The organism is Caulobacter sp. GW821-FHT11E11, from assembly GCF_058808315.1.
The window spans coordinates 210,676-224,697 of record NZ_JBXARO010000001.1 but is presented as its reverse complement, the minus strand read 5'-3'; the positions used below and the strand labels follow the sequence as shown (position 1 = coordinate 224,697).

The 14,022-nt window shown below is 67.4% G+C and carries 15 protein-coding genes; 6 read left to right on the top strand and 9 right to left on the bottom strand.

The window, feature by feature from the left end; translation table 11 throughout:
• Nucleotides 1-52: 52 nt before the first annotated feature.
• From AC1RR5_RS01130 to hemE, 3 genes are read right to left on the bottom strand one after another with little or no spacing between them, the layout of a single operon-like run.
• Nucleotides 53-541, bottom strand: coding sequence for a CopD family protein (locus tag AC1RR5_RS01130; protein ID WP_492919267.1), 489 nt, complete (start codon nt 539-541; stop codon nt 53-55).
• On the bottom strand, nt 517-1,548 hold the full coding sequence (hemH, locus tag AC1RR5_RS01125) for a ferrochelatase (protein ID WP_492919266.1): 1,032 nt from the start codon (nt 1,546-1,548) through the stop codon (nt 517-519). The genes AC1RR5_RS01130 and hemH overlap by 25 nt, the downstream gene beginning before the upstream one ends.
• Entirely contained in the window at nt 1,548-2,591 is a 1,044-nt protein-coding gene (gene hemE, locus AC1RR5_RS01120) for a uroporphyrinogen decarboxylase (RefSeq protein ID WP_492919265.1), read from the bottom strand. The genes hemH and hemE overlap by 1 nt, the downstream gene beginning before the upstream one ends.
• A gap of 447 nt (nt 2,592-3,038) precedes the next feature.
• On the opposite strand from hemE, the gene AC1RR5_RS01115 reads away from it, so the two are divergent.
• From AC1RR5_RS01115 to dnaQ, 5 genes are read left to right on the top strand one after another with little or no spacing between them, the layout of a single operon-like run.
• Nucleotides 3,039-3,944 (top strand): pyruvate, water dikinase regulatory protein, encoded by a 906-nt coding sequence (locus AC1RR5_RS01115; protein WP_492919264.1) that lies wholly within the window; start codon nt 3,039-3,041, stop codon nt 3,942-3,944.
• Nucleotides 3,941-4,534 carry a Maf family protein gene (locus tag AC1RR5_RS01110; protein WP_492919263.1) on the top strand — a complete coding sequence of 198 codons (594 nt, stop codon included), beginning with the start codon at nt 3,941-3,943 and terminating at the stop codon, nt 4,532-4,534. The genes AC1RR5_RS01115 and AC1RR5_RS01110 overlap by 4 nt, the downstream gene beginning before the upstream one ends.
• The gene (gene aroE / locus AC1RR5_RS01105) at nt 4,531-5,382 is read left to right on the top strand and encodes a shikimate dehydrogenase (protein ID WP_492919262.1); all 852 of its coding nucleotides are present in this window, start codon (nt 4,531-4,533) and stop codon (nt 5,380-5,382) included. The genes AC1RR5_RS01110 and aroE overlap by 4 nt, the downstream gene beginning before the upstream one ends.
• A gap of 4 nt (nt 5,383-5,386) precedes the next feature.
• Nucleotides 5,387-5,986: a dephospho-CoA kinase gene (coaE, locus tag AC1RR5_RS01100; protein WP_492919261.1), complete on the top strand. Its 600-nt coding sequence runs from the start codon at nt 5,387-5,389 to the stop codon at nt 5,984-5,986.
• Between the two features lie 31 nt (nt 5,987-6,017).
• Entirely contained in the window at nt 6,018-6,728 is a 711-nt protein-coding gene (dnaQ, locus tag AC1RR5_RS01095; protein ID WP_492919260.1) for a DNA polymerase III subunit epsilon, read from the top strand.
• Here dnaQ and AC1RR5_RS01090 read toward each other — a convergent pair.
• Complete coding sequence (locus AC1RR5_RS01090; protein WP_492919259.1) at nt 6,725-7,555, bottom strand: helix-turn-helix transcriptional regulator; 831 nt, start codon at nt 7,553-7,555, stop codon at nt 6,725-6,727. The genes dnaQ and AC1RR5_RS01090 overlap by 4 nt on opposite strands.
• A gap of 94 nt (nt 7,556-7,649) precedes the next feature.
• Here AC1RR5_RS01090 and AC1RR5_RS01085 point away from each other — a divergent pair, with 94 nt between their 5' ends.
• Nucleotides 7,650-8,519, top strand: a complete 870-nt coding sequence (locus AC1RR5_RS01085; RefSeq protein ID WP_492919258.1) for an SDR family oxidoreductase — start codon at nt 7,650-7,652, stop codon at nt 8,517-8,519.
• Here the strand turns inward: AC1RR5_RS01085 and AC1RR5_RS01080 are convergent.
• The 5 genes from AC1RR5_RS01080 to AC1RR5_RS01060 form a co-directional block, all read right to left on the bottom strand.
• On the bottom strand, nt 8,516-9,322 hold the full coding sequence (locus tag AC1RR5_RS01080; RefSeq protein ID WP_492919257.1) for an exodeoxyribonuclease III: 807 nt from the start codon (nt 9,320-9,322) through the stop codon (nt 8,516-8,518). The genes AC1RR5_RS01085 and AC1RR5_RS01080 overlap by 4 nt on opposite strands.
• Nucleotides 9,323-9,618: 296 nt before the next feature.
• A complete protein-coding gene (locus AC1RR5_RS01075; protein WP_492919256.1) occupies nt 9,619-10,260 on the bottom strand; it encodes an outer-membrane lipoprotein carrier protein LolA in 642 nt (213 codons plus the stop codon).
• Between the two features lie 122 nt (nt 10,261-10,382).
• A complete protein-coding gene (locus tag AC1RR5_RS01070) occupies nt 10,383-12,857 on the bottom strand; it encodes an FtsK/SpoIIIE family DNA translocase (RefSeq protein ID WP_492919255.1) in 2,475 nt (824 codons plus the stop codon).
• Between the two features lie 108 nt (nt 12,858-12,965).
• Nucleotides 12,966-13,166 carry a hypothetical protein gene (locus AC1RR5_RS01065; protein ID WP_492919254.1) on the bottom strand — a complete coding sequence of 67 codons (201 nt, stop codon included), beginning with the start codon at nt 13,164-13,166 and terminating at the stop codon, nt 12,966-12,968.
• Nucleotides 13,166-14,014, bottom strand: coding sequence for a glutamate racemase (locus AC1RR5_RS01060; RefSeq protein WP_492919253.1), 849 nt, complete (start codon nt 14,012-14,014; stop codon nt 13,166-13,168). The genes AC1RR5_RS01065 and AC1RR5_RS01060 overlap by 1 nt, the downstream gene beginning before the upstream one ends.
• Nucleotides 14,015-14,022 lie beyond the last annotated feature (8 nt).

Here is a 14,022-nt window from a genome sequence, read left to right as displayed (position 1 = left end):
CTCTGGATGCAAACCACGCTGAAGACGGCCGGTCAAGCGCCGGCCGCTTGCGCTAGTGGTTCAGGAACTTCGTCGTCACCGAGATGACGATGACGATCGCCAGCACGAACGGGATCTCGTTGGTGATCCGCCAGAACTTTTCCGAGCGGACGTTCTCGCCGCGCTCGAACTTCTTGCGCGAGGCCGACAGGAAGCCGTGCCAGCCATAGAGGCCGACTAAGGCGACCAGCTTGGTGATCATCCAGGGCTGGGCCAGGAAGCTCCAGCCTCGGATGGCGCTGTCGGCCAGGATCAGGCCGAGGCCGAACACCGCCGTGGCGATCGAGGCCGGGTTGATGATCCCGCGCAGCAGCCGCCGCTCCATGACCTTGAAGGTCTCGTCCATCTCAGAACCGGGCGTGGCCTTGGTGTGATAGACGAACAGGCGCGGCAGATAGAGCATCCCGGCCATGAAGGCGATGACCGACAGGATGTGCAGGCCCCGCACGACGTTGAAGTGGGCCACCAGGAAATCGGTCATGCCAAGGCCCCCTCTTTGCATGGGCAGTTGAAGTCGCCGCAGCGCCAGTCGCTACCCGGGATGACGCCGCCGGCCGCCAGCGCCCGGCCGACCATCCCGGCCAGGCCGGTGATGAACTCGGGCGCCGTGCCCGGGGCCGGCACGCGGATATAGGGGGCGACCCCGACCTCCTGCGCCAGCTCGGCATATTCGTGGTCCAGCTCGACCAGGGTCTCGACGTGTTCGGAAACGAAGGCGATCGGGGTGACGATCACGCCCTTCCCTTCCGCGCCCGCCCGACGGATCTCGTCGTCGGTCGAAGGCCCGATCCATTTCATCGGCCCGACCCGGCTCTGGTAGCAGACGGTCCAGTCCAGCCCGGCCGGCAGCTTGGCGGCGACCGCGGCGGCCGTGGCCTCCACCTGCTTCTGATAGGGATCGCCGGACAGGATTACCTTCTCCGGCAGGCCATGAGCCGAGAACAGCAGGCGCACGTTCGTCGGCGAACCGGCCTTCTCCCAAGTCTCGCGGATCAGCCGGGCGTGGGCCTCGACCAGGCGAGCCTCATCCGGATAGCAGCACACGGTCGTCTGGCGGCCAGGCCCTTGGTAGGTCTCGCTCCAGGCCTGCAGCGACGAGGCCGTCGTGGTCGCCGAATATTGCGGATAGAGCGGCAGAAGCACGATCTCGTCGGGTGCGAATGCACTGACCTGCTTGGCCGTCTCGCCGGTCAGCGGATTCCAGTAACGCATGGCGATGAAGCACTTAGCCTCGACGCCCGGCAGCGCCTTGGCCAGTTCGGCCTCCAGCGCCCTCGCCTGCTTCTCCGTCTCCGGCAGCAGCGGCGAGCCGCCGCCCATGATCGCGTAGTTGGCCTTGGCGGTCTTCTCGCGGGTGGTCGAGATCAGCGCCGCCAGCGGATACCGAAACAGCGCCGGCAGGCCGATGATCGCCGGATCGCGGAACAGGTTGAACAGGAACGGCCGCACCGCCGACGGACCATCCGGCCCACCGAGATTGAACAGGACAACGGCGAGCTTCTTTGCCACTAGCCGCCGACCTTCTGGCCGGTGACCCGCTCCAGCACCAACTCCACATTGGCGATCGGCGTGTCGGGCAGGATGCCGTGGCCCAGGTTGAAGATGTACGGACCCTGGTTCCACTGTTCCAGCAGTTGGTCGACACGACGCAGCAGCTCATCGCCGCCAGCCCGCAGCAGCAGCGGATCCAGCGCGCCCTGGATGGTCTTGGTCTTCTGGATCGATTGACCCAGCTTGGCCGACGCCGAGGTGTCCAGCGCCACGCCCTGCACCGGGACCTTGGCCGCATAGTCCTCGACCAGCGTGCCGGCCCCACGCGGGAAGCCGATGATCGGCACGGTCACGCCCCGCGCCCGCAGGCCTTCGATGATCTTGATGTGCGGCTGGGTGACCAGGCGGTCGAACAGCGGCTCCGACAGACCCTCGGCCCAGCTCTCGAACAGCTTCAGAGCCTGGGCCCCGGCGTCGACCTGCATGGCCAGGTAGTCGACCGTGGAGTCGACCAGAACCTGGATCAGGGCGTCCAGTTTCTCGGCGTTCTGGTAGGCATAGGTCCGCGCGCCGCTGCGATCGCTGGAGCCGCCCTCGATCATGTAGGTCGCCACGGTCCACGGCGCACCGGCGAAGCCGATCAGGGCCTTCGACGGATCGAGCTGTGAGCGAACCCTCGTCAGCGTCTCCCCGACGAGCTTGAGGGCCTCGCCCGCATTCCCGGCCTTGTCGGCCATGGACTCGATCGACGGCATCTCACCCAGCTTCGGGCCTTCACCGGCCTCGAACCAGACCTTCTGGCCCAGCGCGCCGGGGATCAGCAGGATGTCGGCGAAGACGATCGAGGCGTCATACGGAAACCGGCGCATCGGCTGCAGGGTGACTTCCGCTGCTTTCTCCGGATCGAAGCAGAAGCTGATGAAGTCCGGCGCCGTGGCGCGCACCGCGCGATACTCGGGCAGATACCGGCCCGCCTGGCGCATGAACCAGATCGGCGGGTTCGCATGCGTCTCGCCGGCGAGCGTTGAGAGAAATTTAGGGATTTGCGTGGGAGACGTCATGGCTCGGGTTAAAGCCCGGTCCTCGCTTGGGCTCAAGCCCGTAAGACCCTTAAGTCCCTCCCTTCATATCTTAATAAGAATTTAAGATTTTAAAGAGGGTGTTGAAGGGCAACTGCATAGTGGGGAAAACGCCTGTCAGGCGAGTGACTCGCACAGCCCATCCGCCTTTGCCCCCAGGCCTTCCCACATGTGGTTAAGGGTCTGTTAATCATGTGGATGGTCCGGCAGCGCTTTGAAGGCCTTAATGAATTCTTAACTCGCGGCGGCGGGACAAAGACCCTTCGCGAGACTCTGTCCCTACCCTTGGACAGCCGGGATTCACTCATCGGGGGATGCGGGGCGAGCCTGGGGATGGTACGCGAGCAATGCGACCGTTGATCACAGCGGCGCCATGTCACGACGTCTTCAGGGGCCTTTGGCGCCCAGGCGTCCCCAGGGGCGAGGCAAGTGGTTAAGCAACCGTTAACGGATGATCCACAGGAGACTCTGGGTCAGGGAGACGGGGAACGGCTGCCGCCGCGCTTCGCCACCTACTTCCACATCCACCTGGTGTCGGACTCCACGGGCGAGACCTTGAATGCCATGGCGCGCGCGGTGTGCGCCCGTTTCACCGATATCCTGCCTATCGAACACATCTACGCGCTTGTTCGTTCCACGCGGCAACTTGACCGGGCGTTGGAAGAGATCGGCGGCGCGCCGGGCGTGGTGATGCACACCATCGTCGATCCCAACCTGCGCGCGGCGCTTGAAGAAGGCTGCCGCAAGCTGGAGATGCCGTGCATCGCCGCCCTGGATCCGGTGATCAGCGCCATGTCGCGGTATCTGGGCGCGCGGATCTCGACGCGGGTCGGCGCTCAGCACGCCCTGACCAACGACTATTTTGATCGCATCGAGGCCCTGGACTACGCCATCGCCCATGACGACGGCCAAGGCGGCCAGGACCTGACCCAGGCCGACGTCATCCTGGTGGGCGTGTCGCGAACCTCGAAAACTCCGACCTGCATCTATCTGGCGCACCGGGGCGTGCGCGCCGCCAATGTGCCACTGGTGCCGGGCCGGCCGCCGCCGCCCGAGCTGTTCGAGCTGAAGAACACCCTGATCGTCGGCCTGATCACCTCGCCCGACCGACTGATCCAGATTCGTCGCAACCGCCTGCTCTCTTTGAAAGAGAACAGGGAGAGCGACTATGTCGACGGCGACGCGGTGCGCCAGGAGATCATCGCCGCTCGCCGCCTGTTCGAGCGGATGAACTGGCCGACCATCGACATCACCCGCCGCTCGGTCGAGGAGACCGCGGCGGCGATCATCAATCTCTTGTCCGGCGGTCGGGGCAAGGTCGAGGTTCTCGGATGACGCCTGTTACCCTCGCGTCGAAAAGCTCAGCGCGACAGATGATCCTCAAGAACGCCGGCGTCGCCTTCGAGGCGGTCAGCCCCGGCGTCGACGAGGACGCCGCCAAGGCCGGCCTACTGGCCGAAGAGGTCACGCCGCGCGACATCGCCGACGCCCTCGCCGAGATGAAGGCGGTCAAGGTTTCGAAGAAGCGCCCCGGCCTGGTGATCGGCGCCGACCAGACGCTCGACCTCAAGGGCAAGCTGTTCGACAAGGCCGAAACCCTGGCGCAAGCGCGCGAGCATCTGCTCGAGCTGCGCGGCACGACCCACAAGCTGCACTCGGCCGTGGTCGTCGCCCGCGACGGCCAGCCGATCTGGCGGATCGTCGAGAGCGCCAAGCTGTCGGTGCGCCCGTTCAGCGAGGCCTGGCTCGACGCCTATATAGAGCGTCGCGGCGAGGCCCTGCTGTGGTCGGTCGGCTGCTACGAGCTGGAGAGCGAGGGCGTGCAGCTGTTCGATGCGGTCGACGGCGACTACTTCACCATCCTGGGCCTGCCGCTGATCGGCCTGCTCGATTTCCTGCGCCTGCACGGAGCCCTGGCTGCATGACGATCTCTGGAGCCGCCATCGTCGGCGGCGTCTGCGGCGCGCCGATCAAGCATTCGATGAGCCCGCTGATTCACAACGCCTGGATCCAGGCGGCCGGTCTCGACGCGGTCTATGTGCCGTTCGCCCCGACGACGGACAGCTTCGAAGCCTTCGTGCACGGCCTGCGCGGCGGGGCGATCAAGGGCCTGAACGTCACCATCCCCTTCAAGGAGCGGGCCCTGGCCTGCGCCGATACCGCCAGCGACCTGGCGAAGATGGCTGGCGCGGCGAACCTGCTGATCTTTGCGGAAGATGGCTCGATCCATGCCGACAACACTGACGGTCCCGGCCTGTTGGGCGCGATCGAGACCCAGGCGCAAGGCTTTGACGTCACGGCCGCGCCGGTCGTGATCCTCGGCGCTGGTGGCGCGGCCCGTGGCGCGGTGGCGGCCCTGCTGCTGGCCGGCGCGCCCAAGGTCACGATCGTCAACCGCACCCTGGCGCGCGCCCAGGAGCTTGTCGACGCGTTCGGGACCAAGGTCTTCGCCGCCGACGAAACCGCCCTGCCCGGCCTGCTCACCGAAGCCGGCCTGATCATCAACGCTACCTCGCTGGGCCTGGGTGGCGGTGACGGTCCCGCGGCGGACTTCACCCTGACCCCGGAAACCGCCGTGGTGATGGACATGGTCTACAAGCCGCTGCGCACCGAGTTCCTGCGTCGCGCCGAGGCCGCCGGTCGGCGCACGGTCGACGGGTTGGAGATGCTGCTCCGCCAAGCCATCCCGAGCTTCGAGGCCTTCTACGGTGTCACGCCTTCGCCGGATGTCGACACACGCGGCATGCTGCTGCGTATCCTCGGCGAGGCCTAAGACCATGCTGATCCTGGGCCTGACCGGATCGATCGGCATGGGCAAGTCGACGACGTCGACCATGTTCCAGGCCGAAGGTGTTCCTGTCTACGACTCCGACGCGGCGGTCCACGCCCTGTATGCCACCGGCGGCGCGGCCGTCGGACCGGTGGAAGAAGCCTTCCCCGGCGTGGTGGTGAACGGCGCGATCAATCGGGCCAAGCTCAGCGCCCAGGTCGTCGGCAATTCCGAAGCCCTGGCGAAGCTGGAAGCGATCGTCCACCCGCTGGTCGGCGCCCACCGCATCGGTTTCTTTGAAAAGGCCCAGGCCGAGGGCCACCAGATTGTCGTCCTCGACATCCCGCTGCTCTTCGAGACCGGCGGCGAGAAGAAGGTCGACAAGGTCGTGGTCGTCTCCGCTCCGGCCGATGTCCAGCGCGCCCGCGTCCTGGCCCGCCCGGAGATGACGCCGGAGAAGTTCGAGGCGATCCTGGCCCGCCAGACACCCGACGCCGAAAAGCGCGCCCGCGCCGATTTCGTCATCGATACCGGCCAGGGCCTGGACCATGCTCGCGCCCAGGTCCGCGACCTTCTGACTCTGTTGAGAACTCCCGGCGACGCTTGATGCCGGAGTCGAACGGCTCCATTGAAGGGCCATGGCCCGGGAAATCATCCTCGACACCGAAACCACCGGCTTCGATCCGAAGACGGGCGACCGCCTGGTCGAAATCGGCTGCATCGAGGTGGTCGAGTTCATGCCGACCGGCCGCTCGTTCCACGAATATTGCGACCCGCTGCGCGACATGCCGGCCGAGGCCGAGAAGGTCCACGGCCTGTCGTCGGCCTTCCTGACCGGCAAGCCCAAGTTCCACGAGGTCGCCGACAAGTTCCTGGAGTTCGTCGGCGACAGCGTCGTCGTCGCCCACAACGCCGCCTTCGACCGCTCGTTCATCAATTTCGAGCTGGAGAAGTGCGGCCGCGCGCCGATCGCCGAGGAGCGCTGGATCGACACCCTGGCCATGGCCAAGAAGCGCTTTCCGGGCATGTACAACTCGCTCGACGCGCTGTGTAAGCGGTTCAAGATCAGCCTCGACAGCCGCGACAAGCACGGGGCGCTGATCGACTCGCACCTGTTGGCCGAGGTCTATCTGGAATTGCAGGGCGGCAAGGAACGCGCCCTGGAACTGACCCATGTCGAGGCCCTGTCGGTCTCGGCCGCGGTCCAGGGCTCGTACGGCGCTCGCCCTCGTCCCCTGCCCCTGCGCTCGACCGACGCCGAGCGTGAAGTCCACGCCGCCTGGATCCGCAAGAACCTCAAGGACAAGGCCCTGTGGATCACCCAGGGCGTCGTGGCGGTCGAAGGCTAGTCCAGCAGCGAGCGCACGGCCGCCAGGTCCTCGGGCGCGGCCGGATTGTAGACGATCATCGCCAGATCCGGCCGGCCATCGACGCTGAACGCCGAATATTCGAACGCCACCGCGCCCAGCACCGGATGGCGTAGACGCTTGATGCCGTCGCCATAGTGGCGGACGTCGTTGTCGGCCCACATCGTCGCGAACGCCGGGCTGCGGGCGCTGAGCTCGGCGACCAGCGCCTGGACACCGGCCTCGTTCCCCGCCCCGACCCTTGCGACGTCGGCGCGGAAGGCGGCGACCACGAAGCGGGCCACGCTCTCCCAATCGAACTGGGCGGCCTGGACCGCCGGGTCGCAGAACATCCGCCGTAGGATGTTGCGCTCGCCCGGCGCCATGGCGGCGTAGTCGCTCAGCACCAGGGTGGCGGCGCGGTTCCAGGCGATGACGTCCCAGGTCGGGGTCTTGATCAGGGCCGGGCTGGGCGACAAGGCGTCCAGCACCCGCTGCAGACGCGGCGTCACGCCCTCGGTCTCGCGATAACGGACGTCCGGCGCGCGGCCTAGACCCAGCAGGAACAGGTGCTCGCGCTCGACCTCGGTCAGCATCAAGGCGCGGGCGATGCGGTCCAGCACGTCGGCCGACGGCGCGCCGCCGCGACCCTGCTCCAGCCAGGTGTACCAGGTGGCGCTGATGTGGGCGCGCTGGGCGACCTCCTCGCGGCGCAGGCCGGGCGTGCGCCGGCGCGGGCCGGAAAAGCCCAGGGCAGCGGCGTCCAGCTTGGCGCGGCGGTCGCGCAGATAGGCGCCCAGCGGGTTCTCGGTGAGGAGCGGCGCGTTCATCCTGTTAGATCCTATACCCGTATAAGGTCACTACTTTAACAGGATGATCATAGCGCCCAGGGTGTTCCACGTGAAATCCCGAAAGGCCTTCCCCATGCGTATTTTCGTCACTGGCGCCACCGGCTTCGTCGGCTCGGCTGTTGTCCCCGAGCTTCTCGCCCACGGTCACCAGGTTGTTGGCCTGGCCCGCTCCGACGCAGGCGCTGCGGCGCTCGAAGCCGCCGGCGCGCAGGTCGTGCGCGGCGTGCTGGAAGACACCGACGTCCTTACCCGCGCGGCGGCCGACGCCGACGGCGTCATCCACACCGCCTTCAATCATGACTTCTCGAAATTCGCCGAGAACTGCCAGCTGGACCGCCGGGCTATCGAGGCCCTGGGCGAAGGCGCGGTCGGCAAGCCGCTGCTGGTCACTTCAGGCACCGCCCGCCTGGCGCCGGGCCGGCTGGCCTTGGAGACCGACATTCCGGCCGAGGGCGTCGACGGCTATCCGCGCCTGTCGGAATCCGCCGCCGCCAGCCTGGTCGCCAAGGGCGTCGAGGCCTCGACCGTGCGCCTGGCGCCGTCGACCCACGGCCCCGGCGACCACGGCTTCGTGCCGATGTTGATCGACATAGCCCGCCGCACCGGCGTCTCGGCCTATCTCGGTGAGGGCGAGAACCGCTGGTCGGGCGTGCACCGCCTGGACGCGGCCAAGGTCTACCGCCTGGCCATCGAGCGCGGCGTCGGCGGCGAGCGCTATCACGCGGTGGCTGAAGAGGGGGTGCCGTTCAAGCAGATCGCCGCCGCGATCGGCCGGGGCCTGGGCCTGCCGGTCGAGAGCCGTGCCGCCGAGCACTTCGGTTGGTTCGCGATGTTCGCCGGCATGGACGCGGCGACGTCCAGCGTCTGGACGCGTGAGACGCTGGGCTGGACGCCGACGGAGACGGGGCTGCTCGACGATATCGAGAGCGCCGGCTACTTCTAGACCTTCAAGTCCGCCGTCACCGGCGCGTGGTCGCTGGGGCGTTCCCATTCCCGGACCGTATCGTGGACGCGCGAGGACACCTTGCCGTCCACGATCGCCGCGTCGCGCAGGCCGGGGCTGGCCAGGATGTGGTCCAGGCGCAGGCCGCGGTTGGACTTGCGGAAGTCGGCGGCGCGATAGCTCCACCAGGAGAACAGCTTCTCAGGCTCGGGCGTCGCCAGGCGCGGCAGGTCCAGCAGGTCCATCGACTTCATCATCGCGTCGAAGGCCTCGAGCTCGGCCGGGGTGTGGCTGACCACCTTCAGCATCTGGCGGTGGCTCCAGACGTCGTTCTCGCCGGGCGCGATGTTCAGGTCGCCGGTGACGATCAGCGGCGCCTTGGGGTCGCGCTTCTTCAGGGCGGCGGTCAGGGTCTCGTAGAAGTCCAGCTTGTGGTCGAACTTCGGATTGCCGATGCGGTCGGGCGTATCGCCGCCGGCCGGGATGTAGAAGTTCTGGATATCGACGCCAGCCACCTTGACCGCCACGCAGCGGGCATGGCCCTCGCGGCAGTTCATCAGGGTCGGCACGTCCTCGAACGGCAGGCGCGAGGCGATCGCCACCCCGTGCCAGCCCTTCTGGCCAGCGATCTTCAGGTGCGGCAGGCCCATGGCCTCGAAGGCCTCGCGCGGGAACTCGCCCTCCTGGCACTTGATCTCCTGCATGCACAGGACATCGGGACCCTGCTCGTCGACGAAACGCGCGGCCTGTTCGGCGCGGAGGCGGACGGAGTTGACGTTCCAGGTGGCGATACGGAGGCGCATGGCCTCGCTCTAAAGCCTTTGCCAGACCCTGGGAAGGGAAACGCCAGCCTGTCAGGGCGAGCCCCCGGCCAGCGGCCGGCTGCCCAAAGAAAAAAGCCCAGGCGCATTCGATGCGCCTGGGCTGAAAGTCTAGTCTCTCATGCCGCCGCCGGGAGGGGATAGGATCCGGCACGGTTCGCGAAGAGCGGGTCGGTCGCTCATCGCCATGCGTGTTAAATATGCCACGTCAAAACATTTAGTCAACCCCGTAGCGGGTTGATTCTTGCCTGTTGTGGTAATGTCACATTCGGCGCGATCTACGGCTTGCCGACCTTGCGGCGCGGGTCGGTCAGCACGAACAGCTTGGGATCCAGGTCGGCGGTCTCGGCGAAATCGCTGAGGCGCACGCGGATCACGCCGCCCTTGATGTCGGTGATCGTCCAGCCCATCAGGCCCACGGGGCTGTTGGAGAAGTCGATGGTGATCCGGCCCAGCGCCTGGCGCTTGGCATCCTGGGCCACGACGGTGAAGCCATCAGCCAGCGGGCGGACATCGGTGATGATCACGCCGCGATCCAGGCGGACCTCGCGGGCCAGCAGCAGGTTCAGCGGCGTCTTGCTGAGCGGATAGCTCTCGAAGGTCTTCAGCCGGCTGTCGAAGATGTTGACGTTGTTGCCGTTGCTGACGACCAGCAGGCCGGCCGGCGGATCATAGGCGAACCGCGCCTTGCCCGGGCGCTGCAGATAGAGCGTGCCCTGCGTCTGGGTGCCGCGCGCATCGGTCTGCACGAAGCGGCCCTTGGCCGAGGACAGGCCCTGGATATAGGTGGTGGCCTTGTCCAGCAGGACCTGCTGCTCGGCGGTCAGCTTGGCCGGGGCGGGCTTGGCTTGCTGGGCCATAGCCGGAGAAGCGAGGGCGGCGGCCAGGCCGGCCGCAAGAAGGAAACGGCGATTGGTCATGCGAACTCCTTAGCCGCAACCTTGGCCTGCGCGAAGGCCGCCGCAAGGCCATTTTCCGGCGCCCCGATGAAGCGCCGTTCAGGTTGGGAGCGTGGAGAACGCCCAAGCTGAGCCGGAGTTTCCTACATCGGCGGCGGTGGCGGGGCCAGGATCTCGCGCTTGCCGGCGTGGTTGGCGGCGCCGACGACGCCTTCCTTTTCCATCCGCTCCATCAGCGAGGCGGCGCGGTTGTAGCCGATCTGCAAGCGGCGCTGGATGTAGCTGGTCGAGGCCTTGCGGTCGCGGGTGACCACGGCCACGGCGTGGTCGTAGAGATCGTTGGCTCCGCCCTCGCCCGAGAATGCGCCCTCGATCGCCTCTTCCTGTTCCTCGTCGCCGCCGGCGGTGACTTCTTCCAGGTACTGCGGGATGCCCTGGTCGCGCAGGAACTTGGCGACCTGCTCGACTTCGCCGTCGGAGACAAAGGGACCGTGCAGGCGGGTGATGCGGCCGCCGCCGGCCATGTAGAGCATGTCGCCCTGGCCCAGCAGCTGTTCGGCGCCCTGCTCGCCCAGAATGGTGCGGGCGTCGATCTTCGAGGTGACCTGGAAGCTGATCCGGGTCGGGAAGTTGGCCTTGATGGTGCCGGTGATGACGTCGACCGACGGGCGCTGGGTGGCCATGATCAGGTGGATGCCGGCGGCGCGGGCCATCTGGGCCAGGCGCTGCACGGCGCCTTCGATGTCCTTGCCGGCCACCATCATCAGGTCGGCGACCTCGTCGATGACCACGACCAGATAGGGCATGGCCTCGGGACGGATCTGTTCGGTCTCGTAGATCGGACGGCCGGCGTCGTCGAAGCCGGTCTGGACGGTGCGCTCGAAGTGCTCGCCCTTGTCCAGCGCCTCGTTGGCCTTCTCGTTGTAGCCGGCGATGTTGCGCACGCCGATCTTGGACATCCGGCGATAGCGGTCCTCCATCTCGCGCACGGTCCACTTCAGGGCCACGACGGCCTTCTTGGGATCGGTCACGACGGGGGCCAAGAGGTGCGGGATGCCGTCATAGACCGACAGTTCCAGCATCTTGGGGTCGATCATGATGAAGCGGCACTTCTCGGGCGGCAGCTTGTACAGGATCGACAGGATCATGGCGTTGACGCCGACCGACTTACCCGAGCCGGTCGTACCGGCGATCAGCAGGTGGGGCATCTTGGCCAGGTCGGCGATATAGGGCTCGCCGCCGATGGTCTCGCCCAGCGCCATGGGCAGGATCTGGCTGGCCTTTTCGTAGTCGGCGCTGCTCAGCAGGTCGCGCAGATAGACCGTCTCGCGCTTGGAGTTCGGCATTTCGATGCCGATGGCGTTGCGGCCCTGGGCCACGGCCACGCGGCACGAGATCACGCTCATCGAGCGGGCGATGTCGTCAGCCAGCGCCACGACGCGGGCGGTCTTGACGCCCGGGGCCGGCACCAGCTCGTACATGGTGACCACGGGACCGGGGCGGATCTGGTCGATCTGACCCTTGACGCCGAACTCGGCCAGCACGCTTTCCAGCAGGCGGGCGTTCTGGCGCAGGGCGCCGGCGTCGACTTCCGACGAGCGCGGCTTGGCCTTGGCCAGCATGGCCAGTTCGGGCAGCTGGAAGCCGGCGTCCTCCTCGAAGGCAAAGGTCTTCTGCTGCTCGCGCGCCTCGCGGCCAGACTCCTTGGGCATGGTCTTTGGCTTGGCGATGGCCATTGGACGGGCGTCGAGCGAGTCTTCGAAGTCGTCCTCGTCGTCTTGCGGGGGCGGCGGGGTGTAGGCGCGCTCAGGCGAGCTGATGGCGGTCGGCGCGGCGACGATCGCGTCGTCGTTGTCATCGATCGGCGGCAGGCGGCCCGGGCGCTTAGGCGCGGCCTCGGCCTTTTCCCGCTTGGCGCGGACCGGCTTGGCGACCGGAGCCGGCGCGGGTTCCGGCTCGGCGCGGACGCGGGGCTGCAGGGCGTTGCTGACGGCGGTGTGGATGGCGTCCGGATCGACCTCACGCACGCCGATGGCGAAGCCCAGGGCGACGACGGCGGCGATGGCGAACAGGATGGCCGAGATGACGGTCGCGCCGGGGATGTGGGCGAAGCCCAGGATGCCGGCCACGCCGTGCAGGAGCGCGTCGCCCCAGAAACCGCCCAGGCCCTTCTCCAGCTGCCAGATGGCCGGCGGCGGCGGCGCGGCCAGCACGGCCGACAGGGCCAGCAGGCCCAGCGATCCGACGACGGCGCGCTGGCGCAGGTCCTTGCGCTCGGCGTCCGGGTCGGCCTGGGCCACGCGGGTGACGCCGAAGATCAGCATCAGCAGGGCGATGCCCCAGGCTGACAGGCCGAGAGACTGCATCAAGAGGTCGGCGATGGCCGCGCCCAGACCGCCCAGCGCGTTGCGGGCCGGCTCGCCCGTGGCGGCGTTGAAGCTGGGATCGGTGGCGTTGTAGGTGGCGATGGCCAGCAGCAGGATGGCCCCGATCACGGTGACGACCCCGCCCCGGAACCGGGCCGTCCAGGGCTGGACCCAGCCGTAACGGAACGCATCCCAAAGGAGCTCCGTCGTGGATCGCCGCGCGGCTCGCGCCATGAAAGTCTCCGAACTCAACTTCGTATCTCGGGCCCCGTCGAAACGGAGCGAACCGAGATGTTGTGCCCGAAGAGCGTTAAGAGGCGTTTACGGCGTTCGTCAGGAAATGATTCAGAATGTCGCGGATCAGGGGCGGCGACGCGCGGCCAACGCCTTGGCGACCCAGGGCCAGGCCAGGACGATCGCCCAGAACAGGCCGATGCCGACCACGAACCACCAGCTTGAGGTCACGAATGCCGTCGGCGCCACATAGACCGATATCGGCATGTAGAAGAGCGTGACCGCCAGGAAGGCGACCAGGAAACGCGGCGATCGAAGATTGAACATCAGGCGGCGTCGAACGCGACCGGACCGCCCCAGAAGCCTTGCACCAGGCCGTTCTGCGGACCCGGTGTACCTGTCGTCAGGAAGACGCGGCCGCCGCCTGTTCCCGTTTCATATTCCGGATGGCGTCCCAGATAGAGCTCCAGCGCGTCGGCCGTGGCCTCGGGCTGCTGGATCAGCGGGGTGCCGGCCGGCAGGGCGGCGCGGAAGATGTCGGCGATGATCTCGTAGTGGGTGCAGCCCAGCACCACGCGGTCGGGGAAACGGCCGATGCGGGTCTTCAGGGCCTGGACGTGGCCTTCGACGGCCTTGGCCAGGTCGACGGCGCTGGCGTCGTGCTCGATCAGTGGCACCAGTTCTGGGCAGGGTTCGGAGAACACCGCCAGGTCCTGCTTGCGCTTGTCGATCTCGATCTCATAGACGCGCGACCGGGCGGTGGCCGGGGTGGCGAAGACGCCCAGGATGTCCAGCTGCTGGACCTTCTCGCCGCGCCGCTCGGCCTCGTGCTCCCACGGCAGGCCGGTAGCCTTCTCGATGGTCGGCACGATGATGCCCAGGATGTTGACCGGCCGGCCCAGTTCCTTGCGGTAGCCCGGCAGCCAGGTCTGCTGCAGCCGGCGCAGGGCGATGGCCGAGGCGGTGTTGCAGGCCAGGACGACCAGGCTGGCGCCGCGGTCGAACAGGCGGATGCAGCCGGCCTTGGTCAGCTCGACGATGTCCTCGCCGGTCCGCACGCCATAGGGGGCGTTGGCCTGGTCGGCCAGATAGGTGAAGTCCGCCTGCGGCAGACGCTGCACGAGGGCGCGGTGGACCGAGAGGCCGCCCACGCCGGAGTCGAAGACGCCGATCATGGGCAAAG

Bases quoted from the DNA above. Each gene is read 5' to 3' on its own strand.
- AC1RR5_RS01110 (WP_492919263.1), top strand. From the start codon at position 3,941: ATGACGCCTGTTACCCTCGCGTCGAAAAGCTCAGCGCGACAGATGATC.
- AC1RR5_RS01065 (WP_492919254.1), bottom strand. From the start codon at position 13,166: ATGTTCAATCTTCGATCGCCGCGTTTCCTGGTCGCCTTCCTGGCGGTC.
- AC1RR5_RS01075 (WP_492919256.1), bottom strand. From the start codon at position 10,260: ATGACCAATCGCCGTTTCCTTCTTGCGGCCGGCCTGGCCGCCGCCCTC.
- aroE (WP_492919262.1), top strand. From the start codon at position 4,531: ATGACGATCTCTGGAGCCGCCATCGTCGGCGGCGTCTGCGGCGCGCCG.
- hemE (WP_492919265.1), bottom strand. From the start codon at position 2,591: ATGACGTCTCCCACGCAAATCCCTAAATTTCTCTCAACGCTCGCCGGC.
- AC1RR5_RS01080 (WP_492919257.1), bottom strand. From the start codon at position 9,322: ATGCGCCTCCGTATCGCCACCTGGAACGTCAACTCCGTCCGCCTCCGC.
- AC1RR5_RS01130 (WP_492919267.1), bottom strand. From the start codon at position 541: ATGCAAAGAGGGGGCCTTGGCATGACCGATTTCCTGGTGGCCCACTTC.
- AC1RR5_RS01085 (WP_492919258.1), top strand. From the start codon at position 7,650: ATGCGTATTTTCGTCACTGGCGCCACCGGCTTCGTCGGCTCGGCTGTT.
- dnaQ (WP_492919260.1), top strand. From the start codon at position 6,018: ATGGCCCGGGAAATCATCCTCGACACCGAAACCACCGGCTTCGATCCG.
- coaE (WP_492919261.1), top strand. From the start codon at position 5,387: ATGCTGATCCTGGGCCTGACCGGATCGATCGGCATGGGCAAGTCGACG.
- AC1RR5_RS01090 (WP_492919259.1), bottom strand. From the start codon at position 7,555: ATGAACGCGCCGCTCCTCACCGAGAACCCGCTGGGCGCCTATCTGCGC.
- AC1RR5_RS01060 (WP_492919253.1), bottom strand. From the start codon at position 14,014: ATGATCGGCGTCTTCGACTCCGGCGTGGGCGGCCTCTCGGTCCACCGC.